This is a genomic window from Stenotrophobium rhamnosiphilum, assembly GCF_003052265.1.
Taxonomy (GTDB): Bacteria; Pseudomonadota; Gammaproteobacteria; order Nevskiales; family Nevskiaceae; genus Stenotrophobium; species Stenotrophobium rhamnosiphilum.
Map to the genome: position 1 here is coordinate 222,818 of NZ_QANS01000001.1, position 15,445 is coordinate 238,262.

General features: G+C 55.1%; 15 protein-coding genes, 1 other RNA gene and 1 pseudogene. 4 read left to right on the top strand and 13 right to left on the bottom strand.

Translation table 11 applies throughout. The features are described from left to right. Positions 1 to 40: 40 nt before the first annotated feature. Entirely contained in the window at positions 41 to 1,252 is a 1,212-nt protein-coding gene (locus CJD38_RS01080) for an argininosuccinate synthase (protein ID WP_107938454.1), read from the top strand. A 154-nt stretch (positions 1,253 to 1,406) separates the two neighbouring features. Here the strand turns inward: CJD38_RS01080 and CJD38_RS01085 are convergent, their stop codons facing one another. From CJD38_RS01085 to sohB, 10 genes and pseudogenes are all read right to left on the bottom strand, one after another. Continuing rightward, the gene (locus CJD38_RS01085) at positions 1,407 to 1,604 is read right to left on the bottom strand and encodes a hypothetical protein (protein ID WP_107938455.1); all 198 of its coding nucleotides are present in this window, start codon (positions 1,602 to 1,604) and stop codon (positions 1,407 to 1,409) included. A gap of 12 nt (positions 1,605 to 1,616) precedes the next feature. Then, positions 1,617 to 2,897 carry an Nramp family divalent metal transporter gene (locus CJD38_RS01090; RefSeq protein ID WP_107938456.1) on the bottom strand — a complete coding sequence of 427 codons (1,281 nt, stop codon included), beginning with the start codon at positions 2,895 to 2,897 and terminating at the stop codon, positions 1,617 to 1,619. Positions 2,898 to 3,018: 121 nt separating this feature from the next. Beyond that, complete coding sequence (locus tag CJD38_RS01095) at positions 3,019 to 3,495, bottom strand: EVE domain-containing protein (RefSeq protein WP_107938457.1); 477 nt, start codon at positions 3,493 to 3,495, stop codon at positions 3,019 to 3,021. 34 nt (positions 3,496 to 3,529) lie between these two features. After that, positions 3,530 to 4,087, bottom strand: a pseudogene (locus CJD38_RS01100) (5-formyltetrahydrofolate cyclo-ligase); the annotation flags it as partial. Between the two features lie 27 nt (positions 4,088 to 4,114). Beyond that, positions 4,115 to 4,297: non-coding RNA, 6S RNA (gene ssrS, locus CJD38_RS01105), on the bottom strand. A 58-nt stretch (positions 4,298 to 4,355) separates the two neighbouring features. Then, positions 4,356 to 4,676 (bottom strand): cell division protein ZapA, encoded by a 321-nt coding sequence (locus CJD38_RS01110; RefSeq protein ID WP_107938458.1) that lies wholly within the window; start codon positions 4,674 to 4,676, stop codon positions 4,356 to 4,358. Continuing rightward, positions 4,673 to 4,867: a hypothetical protein gene (locus CJD38_RS01115; RefSeq protein WP_107938459.1), complete on the bottom strand. Its 195-nt coding sequence runs from the start codon at positions 4,865 to 4,867 to the stop codon at positions 4,673 to 4,675. Before CJD38_RS01115 ends, CJD38_RS01110 begins: the two co-directional genes overlap by 4 nt. A 64-nt stretch (positions 4,868 to 4,931) precedes the next feature. Further along, positions 4,932 to 6,395, bottom strand: a complete 1,464-nt coding sequence (locus tag CJD38_RS01120; protein WP_107938460.1) for a DegQ family serine endoprotease — start codon at positions 6,393 to 6,395, stop codon at positions 4,932 to 4,934. A 76-nt stretch (positions 6,396 to 6,471) separates the two neighbouring features. Further along, positions 6,472 to 7,104, bottom strand: coding sequence for a YbhB/YbcL family Raf kinase inhibitor-like protein (locus CJD38_RS01125; RefSeq protein ID WP_107938461.1), 633 nt, complete (start codon positions 7,102 to 7,104; stop codon positions 6,472 to 6,474). Between the two features lie 15 nt (positions 7,105 to 7,119). Next, on the bottom strand, positions 7,120 to 8,154 hold the full coding sequence (gene sohB / locus CJD38_RS01130; protein ID WP_107938462.1) for a protease SohB: 1,035 nt from the start codon (positions 8,152 to 8,154) through the stop codon (positions 7,120 to 7,122). Positions 8,155 to 8,365: 211 nt separating this feature from the next. Here sohB and CJD38_RS01135 point away from each other — a divergent pair, with 211 nt between their 5' ends. Further along, entirely contained in the window at positions 8,366 to 9,385 is a 1,020-nt protein-coding gene (locus CJD38_RS01135) for an OmpA family protein (protein ID WP_107938463.1), read from the top strand. Between the two features lie 142 nt (positions 9,386 to 9,527). Here the strand turns inward: CJD38_RS01135 and hemH are convergent, their stop codons facing one another. Together hemH and CJD38_RS01145 are read right to left on the bottom strand one after the other, a co-directional pair. Then, a complete protein-coding gene (hemH, locus tag CJD38_RS01140; RefSeq protein ID WP_206362838.1) occupies positions 9,528 to 10,502 on the bottom strand; it encodes a ferrochelatase in 975 nt (324 codons plus the stop codon). A gap of 67 nt (positions 10,503 to 10,569) precedes the next feature. Then, the gene (locus CJD38_RS01145; RefSeq protein ID WP_107938465.1) at positions 10,570 to 11,973 is read right to left on the bottom strand and encodes an amino acid permease; all 1,404 of its coding nucleotides are present in this window, start codon (positions 11,971 to 11,973) and stop codon (positions 10,570 to 10,572) included. Between the two features lie 192 nt (positions 11,974 to 12,165). Between CJD38_RS01145 and CJD38_RS01150 the strand changes: the two genes are divergently transcribed. After that, the gene (locus CJD38_RS01150; RefSeq protein ID WP_107938983.1) at positions 12,166 to 12,567 is read left to right on the top strand and encodes an NINE protein; all 402 of its coding nucleotides are present in this window, start codon (positions 12,166 to 12,168) and stop codon (positions 12,565 to 12,567) included. A gap of 112 nt (positions 12,568 to 12,679) precedes the next feature. Next, positions 12,680 to 14,500, top strand: a complete 1,821-nt coding sequence (locus tag CJD38_RS01155; RefSeq protein ID WP_107938466.1) for an acyl-CoA dehydrogenase C-terminal domain-containing protein — start codon at positions 12,680 to 12,682, stop codon at positions 14,498 to 14,500. A gap of 60 nt (positions 14,501 to 14,560) precedes the next feature. Here the strand turns inward: CJD38_RS01155 and CJD38_RS01160 are convergent, their stop codons facing one another. Further along, entirely contained in the window at positions 14,561 to 15,433 is an 873-nt protein-coding gene (locus CJD38_RS01160; protein WP_107938467.1) for an FAD:protein FMN transferase, read from the bottom strand. Positions 15,434 to 15,445: the final 12 nt, after the last annotated feature.

Here is a 15,445-nt window from a genome sequence, read left to right on the forward strand (position 1 = left end):
CGCCGCTTTTTCTCCCATTTTTTGAACGTACGAACTCCCTATGAGCAAAGTCCGCAAAGTTGCGTTGGCCTATTCCGGTGGTCTCGACACCTCCGTCATCCTGAAGTGGCTGCAGGACACCTACCAGTGTGAGGTGGTGACGTTCACCGCCGACATCGGTCAAGGCGAAGAGCTGGACCACGTCCGCCCTAAAGCCAAGCAGCTCGGCGTGAAGGAAATCTTCATTGATGACCTGCGCGAAGAGTTCGTGCGCGATTTCGTGTTCCCAATGTTCCGCGCCAACGCGATTTACGAAGGCGAGTATCTGCTCGGCACGTCGATCGCGCGCCCGCTGATCGCCAAGCGCTTGATGGAAATCGCTGAGCAGACCGGCTGCGACGCCATCGCTCACGGCGCCACCGGCAAGGGCAACGACCAGGTTCGTTTCGAACTCGGCGCATACCACTTCAACCCGGCGATCAAAGTGATCGCACCGTGGCGCGAGTGGGATCTGACCAGCCGCGAAACGCTGCTGGCCTACGCTGCCAAGCACAAGATTCCAATCACCAAGAAGAAGGGCGGCGGTTCGCCTTACTCGATGGACGCCAACGCACTGCACATCTCGTATGAAGGCGGCGGTCTGGAAGATCCATGGTGGGTCCCAGATGACAGCATTTGGCGCTGGACGAAGAATCCAGAGCAGGCTCCGGCTAAAGCTGAATACATCACGCTGAAGTTCAAGCATGGCGATGTGGTTGCAGTGAACGGCAAGAAACTGTCGCCGTACAAAGTGCTCGCCAAGCTCAATGAGATTGGCGGCAATCACGGCATCGGTCGTCTCGACATCGTTGAGAACCGCTACGTCGGTATGAAGTCACGCGGCTGCTACGAAACGCCGGGCGGCACGATTCTGATGAAAGCTCACCGCGCCATCGAGAGCATCACGCTCGACCGCGAACAGGCTCACCTGAAAGACGAAATCATGCCGCGCTACGCCAAGCTGATTTACAACGGCTACTGGTTCTCGCCAGAGCGCAACGCACTGCAGGCGCTGATCGACGATACGCAGAAGCACGTCAACGGCGAAGTGCGCCTTAAGCTCTACAAGGGCAACGTCTACAACGCTGGCCGTCGTTCGCCAGACACGCTGTTCGACGCAAAGATCGCAACGTTTGAAGATGATCGTGGCGCGTACAACCAGAAAGATGCTGAAGGCTTCATCCGCCTCAATGCATTGCGTCTGCGTATTGGTGCGAAGCGCGATCGTAAGTAAGTATTTCCATATTAATGAAAAAGCCGGCTTTCGAGCCGGCTTTTTTATTGCTTATGTGTTGACCGTAGGGTGGGTTAGCGCAGCGTAACCCACCACCTATTCGATATGAGGTAACGGTGGGTTACGCTGCGCTAACCCACCCTACATTACTGAATTATTTTTGATCTTCCGCGTCGCGCGCGTCCTGTTCTGCTTTGCGTTGACGTGTGCGCTCTAGTGCAGTCGATGCTTCAGCGGCCGTTGCATAAGGCCCGATGCGTGTGGTGCTGCCGCATCCAATACTTTCTTCGACCTGATTGTGTTCAAGGCACCAGTAGAAGTTCTTTGCGTCTCTATTCGTGTTGATGGTCATAAGAGTGTCTCTTCAAGTTGTGACAAACATTGCGATGACAGCGGCGGCCATCACTGCGGTGGCCAGCCAGCCGAAAGTTTTCAAACGTAGCGAGATGGCGTAGCGGCCCATGACTTCGCGACGTGAGGCGAGGATCATCATCACGATCATGATCGGGACAGCGATGATGCCATTGAGTAAGGCACTCCAGAGTAACGCTTTAATTGGTGAGATGTTGGCGAAGTCGAGTGCGCAGCCGCCCAGGGTTGCGAGAGCGATGAGGCCGTAGAACTCGCGGGCTTCGAGCAGTTCCAGATTGAGTCCTGCGCGCCATTCAAAACATTCGGCAACGGCGTATGCGGCAGAGCCTGCAAGTACAGGCACAGCGAGCAGGCCGGTGCCGATGATGCCGAGTGCGAATAGCAAGAAGGTGAATTCACCACCTAAAGGGCGCAGCGCTTCTGCCGCTTGTGCAGAAGTTTGAATATCGGTGATTCCATGCAGATGCAGTGTCGCCGCAGTCGTCAGAATGATGAAGAAGGCGACAAGATTCGAGAAGCCCATGCCGATAAAGGTATCGAACTTGATGCGACGCAATTGCTTTCGGCTTTCAGGGGTTTCTTCTTCGGTTGCGGCGAGTGGCATGGCGCCGGGCGTGTTGTGAATCTCTTCCACTTCTTGCGCGGCCTGCCAGAAGAATAGGTAAGGACTGATCGTGGTGCCAAAGATGGCGACGATGATCATCAACGTGTCGCGATCCCAAGTGATCTTGGGCGCGACCACGCTCGCAGCAACTTGCTCCCAAGGCACGTTGAGCATGAACACAATCGCGACGTACGACAGTAGCGAGAGCGTGAGCCACTTCAGATATTCGACATAACGCTTGTAGGCCATGAACACCTGCAGCGTGAGACACAGCAGGCCGATGATGGAAGTGTATTCATGCGCTGAGCCGCCAAGGAGCAGGCGAGCGGCATCGCCCATTGCGGCAATGTCGGCGGCAATGTTGATGATGTTGGCGAGTAGCAACAGCGAAACGATGCCCAACAGTAGTGGCTTGGGAAAAGCTGCACGGATATTTGCTGCAAGCCCTCGACCAGTGACGCGACCAATGCGCGCGCTGATGAGCTGAATGCCCACCATCAGCGGATAGGTAATCACCATCGTCCACAGCATATTGAAACCAAACTGCGCGCCAGCCTGCGAGTAGGTGGCGATGCCGCTCGGATCATCATCTGCTGCGCCGGTGATCAGGCCGGGGCCGAGCTGACGCACGGCTTGATAGCGGTTGAAGCGGTTAGCGGGTTGGTTCATCTGATGCTACCGGCGGCGGTGGAGCGTGGCGCTAAAGACCGCGGTAGCGTGAATTAATTCAAAGCTAATATTTGTCTAGGTAAATGTAAAAAAATAATAAATAAAAGAGTGTGTTTTTGACTCAAGGCGCCTTCGCATTCTCGAGCTTCAGGATGTAATCCCAATGCTCTTTTTTTACTGGCGTTACAGAAAGGCGCGAACCTTTTTCCAGAATGCGCAGGCCTACGAGTTTAGCTTCGTGCGTGCGAATTTCAGGCAGCAGCACGGGACGTTTAAGTTTGCGTTGGAACTTCACATCCACCAGCAACCAACGTGGCTCTTCTGGTTTGCTGCCAGCGTCGTAGTGATCTTGCTTCGGATCAAACTGCGTAGGGTCTGGGTATCCATTGCTGGCGATTTCCATCACGCCGTAAATGCCAGGCTCTGGGCAGCTGGAATGATAGAAGAAAGCGAGATCGCCTTCTTTCATATTGTCGCGAAACATATTGCGCACTTGATAGTTGCGCACGCCGTCCCAAGGGGCAGTTTGCTTGGGGCGCTTGGCCAGATCATCAATTGAAAAACAATCGGGTTCGGACTTCATTAGCCAGTAGGCCATGTGCTGCTCTCTAATCAAAAATTAAAATTTAGGTTCAAAATTTGTATATGCCAGCTTCTGTCGCGACGGCGTTGAGGCGAATGTCCCAAGGCTCGGATGGAATTGCGGCAACGTGTTGGAGTTCGTAACCATAGCCGACCAGTAATGGTTTGCGGAATGGCCTGGGTGCTGCGAGTGCGCGATCGTAATAACCGCCGCCGTTACCTAGGCGCTGGCCCGTGCTATCAAAACCGAGTAATGGCACGACGATGACATCGAATTGTTTTACGCGACGTGAAAGTAGTCGGCCTGCGGGCTCTTTGATGTTGAGCATGTTCAAGCGCAGTGGCGTGTCTGCTTTGAGTTGTACAAAACGCATGCGGCGTTCAGATGCGATGCGCGGCACATAAACCTGTTTGCCTTCGCGCAGCAGGGCGTCAATCAAAGGCTCGGTGCCAAGCTCAGAACCGTAGTTGAGATAAACCGCGACATGCTTTGCGTGGCGCAGTGGTGCGCTGCCTACAAGATGGCAGGCGGCCAACAGTGCGGCCTTGCGTGCGTCTTCGGAAGAAATTTCGCTGCGCTTGCGACGCAGTTCGCGACGTAGCGCGCTCTTGCGCTGCGTGGCGTTATAAGAAGGGGTGTCTCCCGCCTGCGTCGTCATAAACTCACGACCTTGAGACAGAGTCTCAAGTGGGTGCTTCGCAATGCTATTGGGCTTCTCACTTCAAGGTGAGCCTGCACGCCGAACACTGGTACGGCTCCCGGGGTTAACAATTAGGCTCAAGGGTTTTGGAGCTTGTGCCGAAACCGAGGGAGACACCGGATAGAAGCATACCATTTCAGACTGTTGCAAAAGATGACAGCCGCTCAACGGTGATCTACTCAAGCGCCAACGTGGAGTCGATGTCCAAGCGCAGTTGTTTCACACGCGCCACCGCAGCAGCGTCTGGCTGAGACACGCCATCAATGCCACGCATTTCAAGTAGTTCGCGTGCAATGTTAAGTGCAGCCATCACAGCGATACGCTCAGCGCCTAATGCGCGGCCGCGCTTGCGGATGCTGGTCATGCGCTCGTTGAGATAGTCCGCAGACTTCACCAGCGCTTCGTGTTCTTCTTGTGGGCAGGCAACACTGTATTCCTTGCCCATGATGCGTACGGTAACGCTCAGCGAGTCTTTGCCAAGTTTCGCAGCGGTCATGATTCCTGCTCCGTTTCTAGCGCGCGGATGCGATCAACAATGCCTTCAATGCGGCGGCGCAATTCAGCATTGAGCGCCAACAAACGATCGCGCTCTTGCAGCGTGCGCTTATGCTCAAGGCGCGCCTGACTGTAGGCGGCCATCATGCGCTGCACACGGTCTTCGAGCTGTTCGAGTTCTGATTCGAGCATGGCGGAAATAGAAAAGGCGACGGGCCTTAGTATAGCCCGACGCCTTTGTGGGTCTAGTACTGTTTTACTGCAACAGGATAAACAGTGCGCCGTTACCGCGACGGACATGCAGCAGGAGCTGAGTGGCTTTAGGGCCGGCCAGTTTCTGGAAGGTTTCCATGCTGTCGACCGGCTGACGATTCACCGCATCGACGATGTCGCCCGGGCGCAGGCCCGTACGTGCCGCAGGGCTACGTGGTTCCAGCGCTTTGAGCAGTACGCCGCGCACATCTTCAGTGGACTGCTTGACGGACTCATCAATCGGCGCAAAGGACGCGCCTGCCAGCAAGGGGCTTAGCTCAGAAGCAGCAGCGGTTTGCTCGGTGCTCTTGCCGATAACAACCGTGACCGTCTGTGGTTTGTTGTCGCGCAGAATCTTCATCTCAACCTTGTCACCTACGCGCATCAAACCGACGAGGTTACGAAGCTGGGCAAAGTTCTCAATTTCGTGACCATTTGCGGCAAGGATGATGTCGCCAGTCTTCAGGCCAGCGTTAGCAGCTGGGGACTTGGGAACGATCTTGGTAATGACCGCGCCGTTGCTGCGATCCAGCCCCATAGCCTTTGACAGTTGCGGGTCAAGATCCTGGCCCATCACGCCGATGCGGCCGCGCTGTACGGAGCCATGCGAGATCAACTGATCCATCACGCTCTTGGCGAGATTTACTGGAATCGCAAAGCCCAGGCCGATGTTGCCGCCGGACGGCGAGTAGATGTTGCTCGGGATGCCGACCAGTTGGCCTTGCAGATTGATCAGCGCACCGCCGGAGTTGCCCGGGTTGATAGACGCGTCAGTCTGGATGAAGTCTTCGTAGCCACCTTCGCTGATACCGGTCTGGCGGCTCAGGCCGCTGATGATGCCGGAGGTGACGGTCTGGCGCAGGCCAAAAGGCGAGCCGATGGCGACAACAAAATCGCCGACTTCTGCCTTGGAAGAATCAGACAACGGTACGGCTTTAATGTTGTCAGCTTTGATCTGCAGTACCGCAACGTCGGTTTCCGGATCTTTGCCGATCAGCTTGGCATCGAACTCGCGGTTATCGCTGAGGCGCACTTTGATGGTGTCTGCCTGCTCGACCACGTGGTTGTTGGTGATGATGTAACCCTTGACGGCATCGACGATCACGCCGGAGCCGATCGATTGCGCTTCGCGCTCTTCAGGTTGCTGTTGGCCACGTGGATCTTCTTGCTGATCGGGTGCGCCAAAGAAGCGGCGGAAGAAAGGGTCTTGCAAGAGTGGATTCTGTACGCGTTGCTCTGCTTTGGCCGTAACCGAAATATTGACCACGGCTGGCATCACTTGCTTGAGCATCGGTGCCAGCGAAGGCACAACGCCTTGAGAAATCGGCAATGCGGCAGCTGCGAGTGCAGAAGCGGCGGTGCCTGCGGTCACGGCGACCGGCGCGCTGGACATCATGAACGCCGCGGCAACAATCGAGGCCGAAACGGCAAGAGGGGCAACAATCTTTACGAGCAATTGACGAGACATGGAGATCCTTATCTTTATGTTCTGATAACGGGCAGCGACGCTAAGACCGCAGTTGTTGAACCGAGTTTCAGATTTTTTATTTCACGCGCATGCGTGCGTTCAAGTTGTAGCGACCGCGGATGCTGGCGCTGGCTAGCACATGGCCATCGAGTGCTTTGCGAAGCTCGGCTAGCGTGTAAGCGCCTTTGACCTTTGCCTGATCAAGATCGGTCGCGTGAATCGTGAACGTGTAGTGATGCACGCGTGCATCATTCCAGGGCGGGCAAGGGCCGTCATAGCCCAAATAAGTGCCTGCCATACCAGCGTCGCCAGCAAACCAGCCGGTGTAATCGTTGACGCCTTGGCGTGCACCTGCTGGGCCGCTTGGCGCGGATTTGCCTTTGACCGTCACGCCATTGGAGCCACTGCCTTCAGCAATTTCAGTGACGTCGGCCGGAATATCCACCATCAGCCAATGCACGAATTCAGCGCGTGGCAAATCAGCAGGGACTTCGCGACCTTCCTGATTGACGTCGTCCGGTTTGGTCGGCGCGTCGGCATCAATCACCGTCAGCACAAATGAACGTGTGCCTGCAGGTGCGCCAGACCAAGCCAGATGCGGGTTCAGATTCTGCGAGAGTCGAACATGTCCACGCGGAGCCTGAACGCAAAAGCCACAGCGACCGGGAATCAGGCTGCCGTCTTTAAAAGTTTTGCTGGAAAGTTTCATCTGCAGTTTCTCTCTTTAGACCTGACGCGACCAAGCTTTCTCAACGCCACCGCGCAGACCCATCCCAAGTTTGACCAGACCACCTGAGAGGCGATCGCCCAAGGTTTGGCGACGGCGGTAATTAATCTCGTAAATGTCGGCGTCTTTCGAACGATCAAGCAAATAGTCGTCGCTGGTCTTGATCTCGTCGATCAAACGCAGGCTCAGCGCGCGGGTGCCGAACCAATGTTCGCCAGTCGCCACTTTGTCGATCTCAAGAACCGGACGGTTCTCGGTCACAAAGGCTTTAAACAGCTGATGCGTTTCTTCCAACTCTTCACGGAATTTTTCGCGGCCTTCGTCGGTGTTTTCGCCAAACATCGTCAGCGTGCGCTTGTACTGGCCAGCGGTGTGCAGTTCAAAGTCGATCTCGTTCTTTTTCAACACGCGATGGAAGTTGGGAATCTGCGCGACCACGCCAATCGAACCAATTATGGCGAAAGGAGCGGCAATAATTTTGTCAGCGACGCAGGCCATCAAATAGCCACCGCTGGCGGCGACCTTGTCGATAACGACGGTCAGTTTGATTTTGCGGTCACGGATACGCGTGAGCTGGGATGCGGCCAGGCCGTAGGAGTGCACCAATCCGCCTTCGCTTTCCAGGCGCAGGACAATTTCATCTTCCTTGCGGGCCACTTGCAGCACGGCGCTGATTTCTTCGCGCAGCGATTCCACCGGGGTGGCGTTGAGGTCGCCATCAAACCCTAAGCTGAACAGGCGAGGGCGAGGCGGCTGAAGGCCTTTCTTCGCTGCTTTCTCTTTTGCTTTGTCTTCTGCTTTACGGGTCTTTTGAAGCTGTTTGAGCTCGTTTTCGTCCAATAACTGGTGATTCAGCGTGTCCGCCATCAATTCGAAACGATCATTGATGTTCTTGATCTGAAGGTGGTCATGCGACTGTTCGCGGGCCTCGCGGATCAGTGAAAACAGGCCTGCCAGCACCATAAAAACCGCCGCAGCGAGGGTGATGGTCTTGGCCAAAAAAAGACCGTACTGCAACAGAAAATCGGTCACAAAATGTACTCCGGGATGCTTTAAAGTCGATTAGGAGAGTTTAATGGATGCGCCGTCTTGGCTTTTCAAGTGAGTGCGCTGGATTACATATGCTAATAAAAATAACGTAAAATTCGGTGCGGGTTAACGATTTGCATGTTATTTGCGTATACTAACAAGGCTTATTTCCGAGCCGCTTTAGCGGCCTCAACTTGGGTTGGAGATTCAAACAATGAACACTATGTCCCGGGCATTTGCTGGCCTGATTTTCGCTGTTGCTGCTCTACCTGCCTTCGCGCAGGCGACTGAAACGCGTCCTTATGCTTCCGTGATGTACGACACCGTGTTCTCGGACAAAGATCGCAATGCCGAAACCGGTAACGGCTTCTCGGTTGGCGCCGGTAAGGCGCTGAACAAGTACTGGGGCGTGGAAATCGGTGGTTTCTACGATAAAGCCAAGGCTCAAGCTGGTGGCACGAGCTGGCGCGAATATGGCGCCAAGATCGACGGTCTGTTCTTCTACTCGCGTGACCCACGCTTCTCGCCTTATGTTGGCATCGGCCTCGGCGGCATGAAGAATGAACGTCGCGATACCGGCGATGACTCCACGGACTTCTTCGCTGACGCTGGCGTAGGTTTCTTCAAGTATTTCCCAATTGCTAGCTACGATGTCGGCTTCCGCGCTGACGCTCGCTATCGCTGGGTGAACGCACATGATTTGCCAGCTGGCAACGAGAAATCGTTTGCTGAACCAATCGTAAAGGTTGGTCTGGTATTCCCATTCGGCAAGCGTAGCGCTGCTACGATTGCTTCTGCCTCTGCAGCCGCCGCTGCTGCAACTGCTCCAGCAGCCGCTGCTCCTAAGGGTAATGACGGCGCGGTTGCTGCCGCCAAGACCGGCGAATTCGAAAACGTTTACTTCGACTTCGATCAGTCCGTACTGACCGATCCTGCTAAGGCAACCTTGGATAACGCAGCTGGCACGATCAACGGCCTGACGCAGAAATTCCCAAGCCTGAAGATCGAACTGTCCGGCCACACCGACTGGATCGGCACCGAAGGCTACAACCAGGCGCTGTCTGAGCGCCGCGCTGAAGTCGTCAAAACCTATCTGGTTCGCAAGGGCGTTGCTGCTGGTCGCATCAACACCAGCGCATACGGCGAAGCCAAACCAGCTGCTCCGAACGATACGGCCGAAGGTCGTGCGCTCAACCGTCGCGTAGAAATCAAAACCGACGCGCCGCAGAAGTAAGTAGAACGCTGTAACTAAAAACCCCGCCAATTGGCGGGGTTTTTCTTTTATGTACCGAATTTCGCAAGAGCCAGTAGGGTGCGCTGTGCGCACGCGTTGCAGAGCTAACTCAGAATTCGGTGCGCACGGCGCACCCTACGGATTAGAGCGCTGACTGCACCAAGCTCTGCATCATGCGAATGTGCGCATCATCGGCATTCAGCGCCGGGATATAACGAAAGCCTTCGCCTCCCGCAGCCAAGAAATCCTCGCGATAACGGATCGCCACTTCTTCTAGCGTCTCCAAACAATCCGCCGAAAATCCAGGACAAATCACGTCTAGTGTTTTGATGCCTTTTGCAGCGTATTGCGGCAACACGACGTCGGTATACGGCTGCAACCAAGGCTCGCGACCCAAACGACTCTGGAAGCTGATTGACCATTCTTCAGGTTTGAGCTGCAAGGCTTCAGCAAGCAGCGCTGCGGTTTTCTTGCACTGCGCATCGTAAGGATCGCCCTGATTCACATAGCGCTGCGGAATACTGTGAAAGGACATCAGCAGATGCTCACTCGCACCATGCGTTTGTCGGTATGCACGAACGCTGGCGGCCAGTGCTTCGATATAAGCCGGCTGCGCGTGATAGTCGTTGATGGTGCGCAGTTCGGGGATATGACGTTCACGCGCAAGCACGCGAGCGATCGCATCAAATACCGAAGCGGTTGTAGTGCCGGAATACTGCGGATACAGCGGCAGCACCACGATGCGTGTTGCGCCTTTTTGTTTGAGCTCAGCCAAAGCGCTGGCAACGCTTGGGTTGCCATACGTCATGCCCAAGGCAACGGGAACATCAGCGCCGAGCAAGGTTTGTAGCTGTTGCGCTTGCTGCTTCGATACCGCGAGCAACGGCGAACCGCGCTCGCTCCAGACGGACGCATAAGCATGCGCAAGTTTCTTCGGACGGAAAGGCAGAATGAAACCGTACAACACCGGCAACCACACTGCGCGCGGAATTTCGACCACGCGCGTGTCAGACAAAAACTCGCGCAGATAACGCCGAATCGCTGGAGCGGTTGGCGCGTCGGGTGTGCCGAGATTGACCAGCAGTACGCCAGCTTTGTCTTTGGAGTTATGCATCATTGCCATAGTCTAGAAATAAAACGCGGCTGCGATAGGGCAGCCGCGAGGTTAAAAGTTGGAGTGAAGATTAAGCTGAGTTGATCGCGGAGTGATGGCGCGAGTAGGTAAAGTAAATCACCAAACCAATCGACATCCAGATCGCGAATGCGATCCAAGTGAGGGCTGGCAGGCTGGCCATCAACCAAGCGCAGAAGCCCATGCCAATCAGTGGAAGCAACGGCACCCATGGCGTTCTAAATGGACGCTTCAAGTCAGGTTTGGTTTTGCGCAGGATGATCACGCTGAGGCAAACCAAGAAGAATGCGCCGAGCGTGCCGAGGTTCACCAGCTCTGCAACCTTGCCGATCGGGAAGAAGCCGGCGATGAGTGCAATCACCACGCCGCTGGCCAAAATCAATTTCACTGGCGTCTGCGTTTTCGGATGCACGGCTGCCATCGGCGCAGGCAACAAGCCGTCGCGTGACATCGCCAACACAATACGAGTCAGAGCGTAGTAGAGCACCAGCATCACGGTGGTGATACCGAAGATGGCGCCGGTGGCGATCATGCCCTGTGCCCAACCTATGCCTAGGGTGCCCATTGCAGCAGCTATTGGCGCTTTGATGTCGATCTGAGTGTAAGGCACTACGCCGGTGAGAATGCCGGAAACGATGATGTAGAGAACCGTGCAAATGCCGAGTGAAGCGAGAATGCCAATCGGTAAATCGCGTTGCGGTTTCACCGCTTCTTCACCTGCGGTGGAGACCGCATCAAAACCAATGTAAGCAAAGAAGATCAACGCTGCGGCAGTGGTGACGCCAGCAAAACCAAAGTGTGAATTGCCATCAGCATCAATCACCTGTTCAGGAATAAACGGATGCCAGTTCGCAGGATCCACATGTGGGCCAGCAATTGCGATGAAGGCCAGAATTGTCACGAGCTTGACCATCACCATCGCGCCATTAAAGCGCGCTGCTTCTTTCACGCCCCAGCACAGCAGGCCGGAGAGCATCAGCACAATCAAAATCGCGGGAAGATTGCAGATGCCGCCTTCCATGGGTGCTGCGGTGAGCGCATGAGGCAACTCAATGCCAAAAAACGACGACAGGATTTTGGCGAAGTAACCAGACCAGCCAATCGCGACGGTCGAAGTTGCAACGCCGTATTCCAGAATCAAATCCCAACCAATAATCCACGCCACAAATTCGCCGATGCCGACGTAGGCGTAACCATACGCACTGCCTGCACCGCCGACCGCGCCCGAGAGTTCGGCGTAACACAGCGCTGCGAATGCGCAGGCCGTGCCGGAGATGATGAAGGACAGCACGATGGCCGGGCCTGCATGCTCTGCGGCGGCGACACCGGTGAGTACAAAGATGCCGGTGCCGATGATGGCGCCGATGCCGAGCAGGGTCAGATCTAAGGCGGTGAGTGTGCGTTTGAGGCCCGTGTTGGCATTGGGGTCAATTGGCTTGGTGCGGAACAGATTCATAAATTTAGGACGCTCCCTACTTCTTATATTTGATGTTCATTACGTCTTAGGCATGCACAAGCCACGCCATCTATAGCCGGATTATGCCGTAACGTTGTTAAAAACGTCCCCAGTTGCGACAAGTTGTCTGTGCCATGATGGTTCGAGCCGCTTGAATAGCCGGGCTTCGTAGTGATTTTGAGGAGTGTGATGATGAATTCTGAGATCAAAAGCCATGGCCTCCTGATGGGCTATGTCCTCTGGATATTTGGTTTTATGGGCGCCCACCGTTTCTATTACGGCCGTCAAATCACCGGCACCATCTGGTTCTTTACCTTGGGGCTGTTTTTTATTGGTTGGATCGTTGACCTATTTTTGATCCCAAGCATGGATCGCAGTGCCGATCACAAATACCGGTCGGGCGGCATCAGTTACAGCGTGAGTTGGATACTGCTCACCTTCCTTGGCATCTTTGGCATCCATCGCTTTTACATGGGCAAATGGATCACCGGCATTTTGTATCTCTGCACCGGCGGACTATTTCTTATTGGTTATATCTATGACTACTGGACGCTCAATGGTCAGATCGATGAACTCAATAGCGGACAGCGTTAGCTGCGGTAGCGATTTGCTCAGGGGACGCAAGGTTACCTCGGATCGGCCAATGTGCAGTACGGTGCCGTATTGCAGAATCATCTCATCTCCACTCCTTTAAGGACTTACGTCGATGCCGACCTATAAAGCCCCGCTGCGCGATATGCGCTTCCTGATCAACGAAGTGTTTGATTTTCCTAAGCACTACGCTGGCCTGTCGAACGGCAAGGACGCTGATCCAGATACCGTCAACGCCATTCTTGAAGAGTGCGCCAAGCTTTGCGAAGGCACGCTGGCCCCGCTGAATCTGTCGGGCGATCAGGAAGGCTGCGTTCTCGAGAACAATAAAGTTCGCACGCCGAAGGGCTTTAAAGAAGCCTACGAAGAATATTGCTCAGGTGGCTGGCAGGGTCTGTCTCACCCGACCGAGTACGGCGGCCAAGGCCTGCCGATGTCGATGGGTCTGTTCAAATCCGAAATGATGGGCACGGCCAACTGGTCGTTCACCATGTATCCCGGCCTCAGCCTCGGCGCGATGAACACCGTGATGCAGCACGCCAGCACCGAGCTGAAGAACATCTACATGCCGCCGATGACTGACGGTCGTTGGACCGGCACCATGTGCCTCACCGAACCTCAGTGCGGCACCGACTTGGGTCAGGTCAAGACCAAGGCAGAACCGCAGGCTGATGGCACGTACAAAATCACCGGTACCAAGATTTTCATCTCGGCTGGCGATCACGACCTCACCGAAAACATCATTCACATCGTGCTCGCACGTCTGCCAGATGCGCCGGCCGGCACGCGCGGTATCTCGTTGTTCATCGTGCCAAAGATGCAGGTGAATGCCGACGGCTCCGTTGGCGAGCACAACAACGTCGTCTGCAGCGCGCTTGAACACAAGATGGGCATCAAGGCTTCGGCCACTGCCGTCATCAACTTTGAAAACTCAGTCGGCTACATGATTGCAGAACAGAACAAAGGCCTCGAAGCCATGTTCACGTTCATGAACACCGCACGTATCGGTACTGCGATTCAGGGCGTTGCCCATGCAGAACTGTCGATGCAGGGTGCGGTGGCTTACGCAAAAGAGCGTCGCTCGATGCGCGCACTGCGCGGAAAGCAGGAACCAGAAAAAGTTGCTGACGCGATCATCAATCACGCCGACGTGCGCCGCATGTTGCTGACGCAGAAAGCGATCGCCGAAGGCGGCCGCGCGATGATTTACTTTGCTGCGCAGTACGCTGATCACATGACCAATGGCGTCATTGAAGGCGACGACAAGAAGTTCAAGTATTGGGATGACAAGCTCGGCTTCTTTACGCCGATCATGAAAGGCTTCTTGACCGAAATGGGCTTGGAAGCTGCGAACCAGGGCGTGCAGGTGTTCGGTGGCCACGGCTACATCAAAGAACACGGCATGGAACAGATCGTGCGTGATGCACGTATCTCCACCTTGTACGAAGGCACCACCGGTATTCAGGCGCTCGACTTGCTCGGTCGTAAGGTTCTCGTGATGACGCGTGGCAAGGCCGTGCGTGAATTCACCGGCCAGATCGCCAAGTTCTCGCTTGAGCACATGGGCAACGCCAAGCTGCGTCGCTACGCCACCGACCTCGCGCGCCTCAGCGCCGAATGGAACGTGCTGACCATGCGCATCATGCTGATGGCTCGCAAGGATCGTGAACAGGTGAGCGCTTCCAGCCATCACTTCCTGATGTACTCGGGTTATGTAACGCTGGCTTACTTCTGGGCACTGCAGGCTGCGGTTGCTGACAAGAAATTGGCAGAAGGAAATGGCAGCGAGAGCCCTGAGTTCTACAAGGCGAAGATTGCTGTGGCTCGTTTCTACTTCGACCACTTGCTGCCACGCGCCAAGGGCCATGCATCGTCGATGCTCAAGCCGAGCAAGACGCTGACCAAGTTGCCGATTGATCATTTCATCTTTGAATAAGTTGATCTGGTTTGAATAAAAAAAGGCGCCATTGGCGCCTTTTTTTATTTTTGTGAAAAATTAGCGTGTCGCGAGATTGCCGCTGACTTTTCCTTTCGTGTCGATATGCATATGGCGCAACCCCAACTCCGCTAACCACTCCGGTCCTTCAGTTGCGCCTTTGAGCATTGCAATGGTTGTAGCTGTGCCCGCAATCAAACATTGCTCCGCAACGACGCTGACACCTGCGAGGCTGCTGACGGGCCAGCCCGTGAGTGGATTGAGAATGTGGCAGTAACGTTTGCCATCACGTTCAAAGAAACGCTCGTAATCGCCGCTACTGGCAATGCCGCCGCTGGTGAGCGCGATCTGTGCAATCGCTACTTCTAGATTTCGCGGATTGCGAACGCCGACTTCCCAAGGTGCGCCATCGGGATGTGGGCCAATCAATGAAATGTCACCGCCCAGCTCTACAAAGCCATGGTGCGCGCCAACATCGCGACAAGCTTGCGCGGCACGATCAGCTGCGTATTCCTTCACGTAACCGCCGAAGTCTAATTCCATACCTGCGCGCGGCAACACCAAATGCGGGCGTTGCCATGAGAGTTTGTCCCAGCCAATCAGTTGCAGCGTATTGTCGATTTCGCTTTGCGCTGGAATGCGAGCGGCTTTGAAATCCCACACCCGACGCAGAACGCCGGATGTGATGTCGAACAAACCTTCGCTCTGTTCCCATGCGGCTTGTGCGTAGTCGAACAAGCCTGCGGTTTCTTCATCTACTTCAATGCCGCGTGCATCACCGGCAGAGCGATTGATGCGCGTGGTGACGCTGTCATCGAGATAGCGCGAATAGATTTTTTCCAGACGCCGCACTTCGGATTGCGCAGCATCGGCTTGCACTTGTGCGCGCTGTTCATCGGCGGCGTAGAGGCGTACCTCGCAAACACTGCCCATTGCGCGAAATGG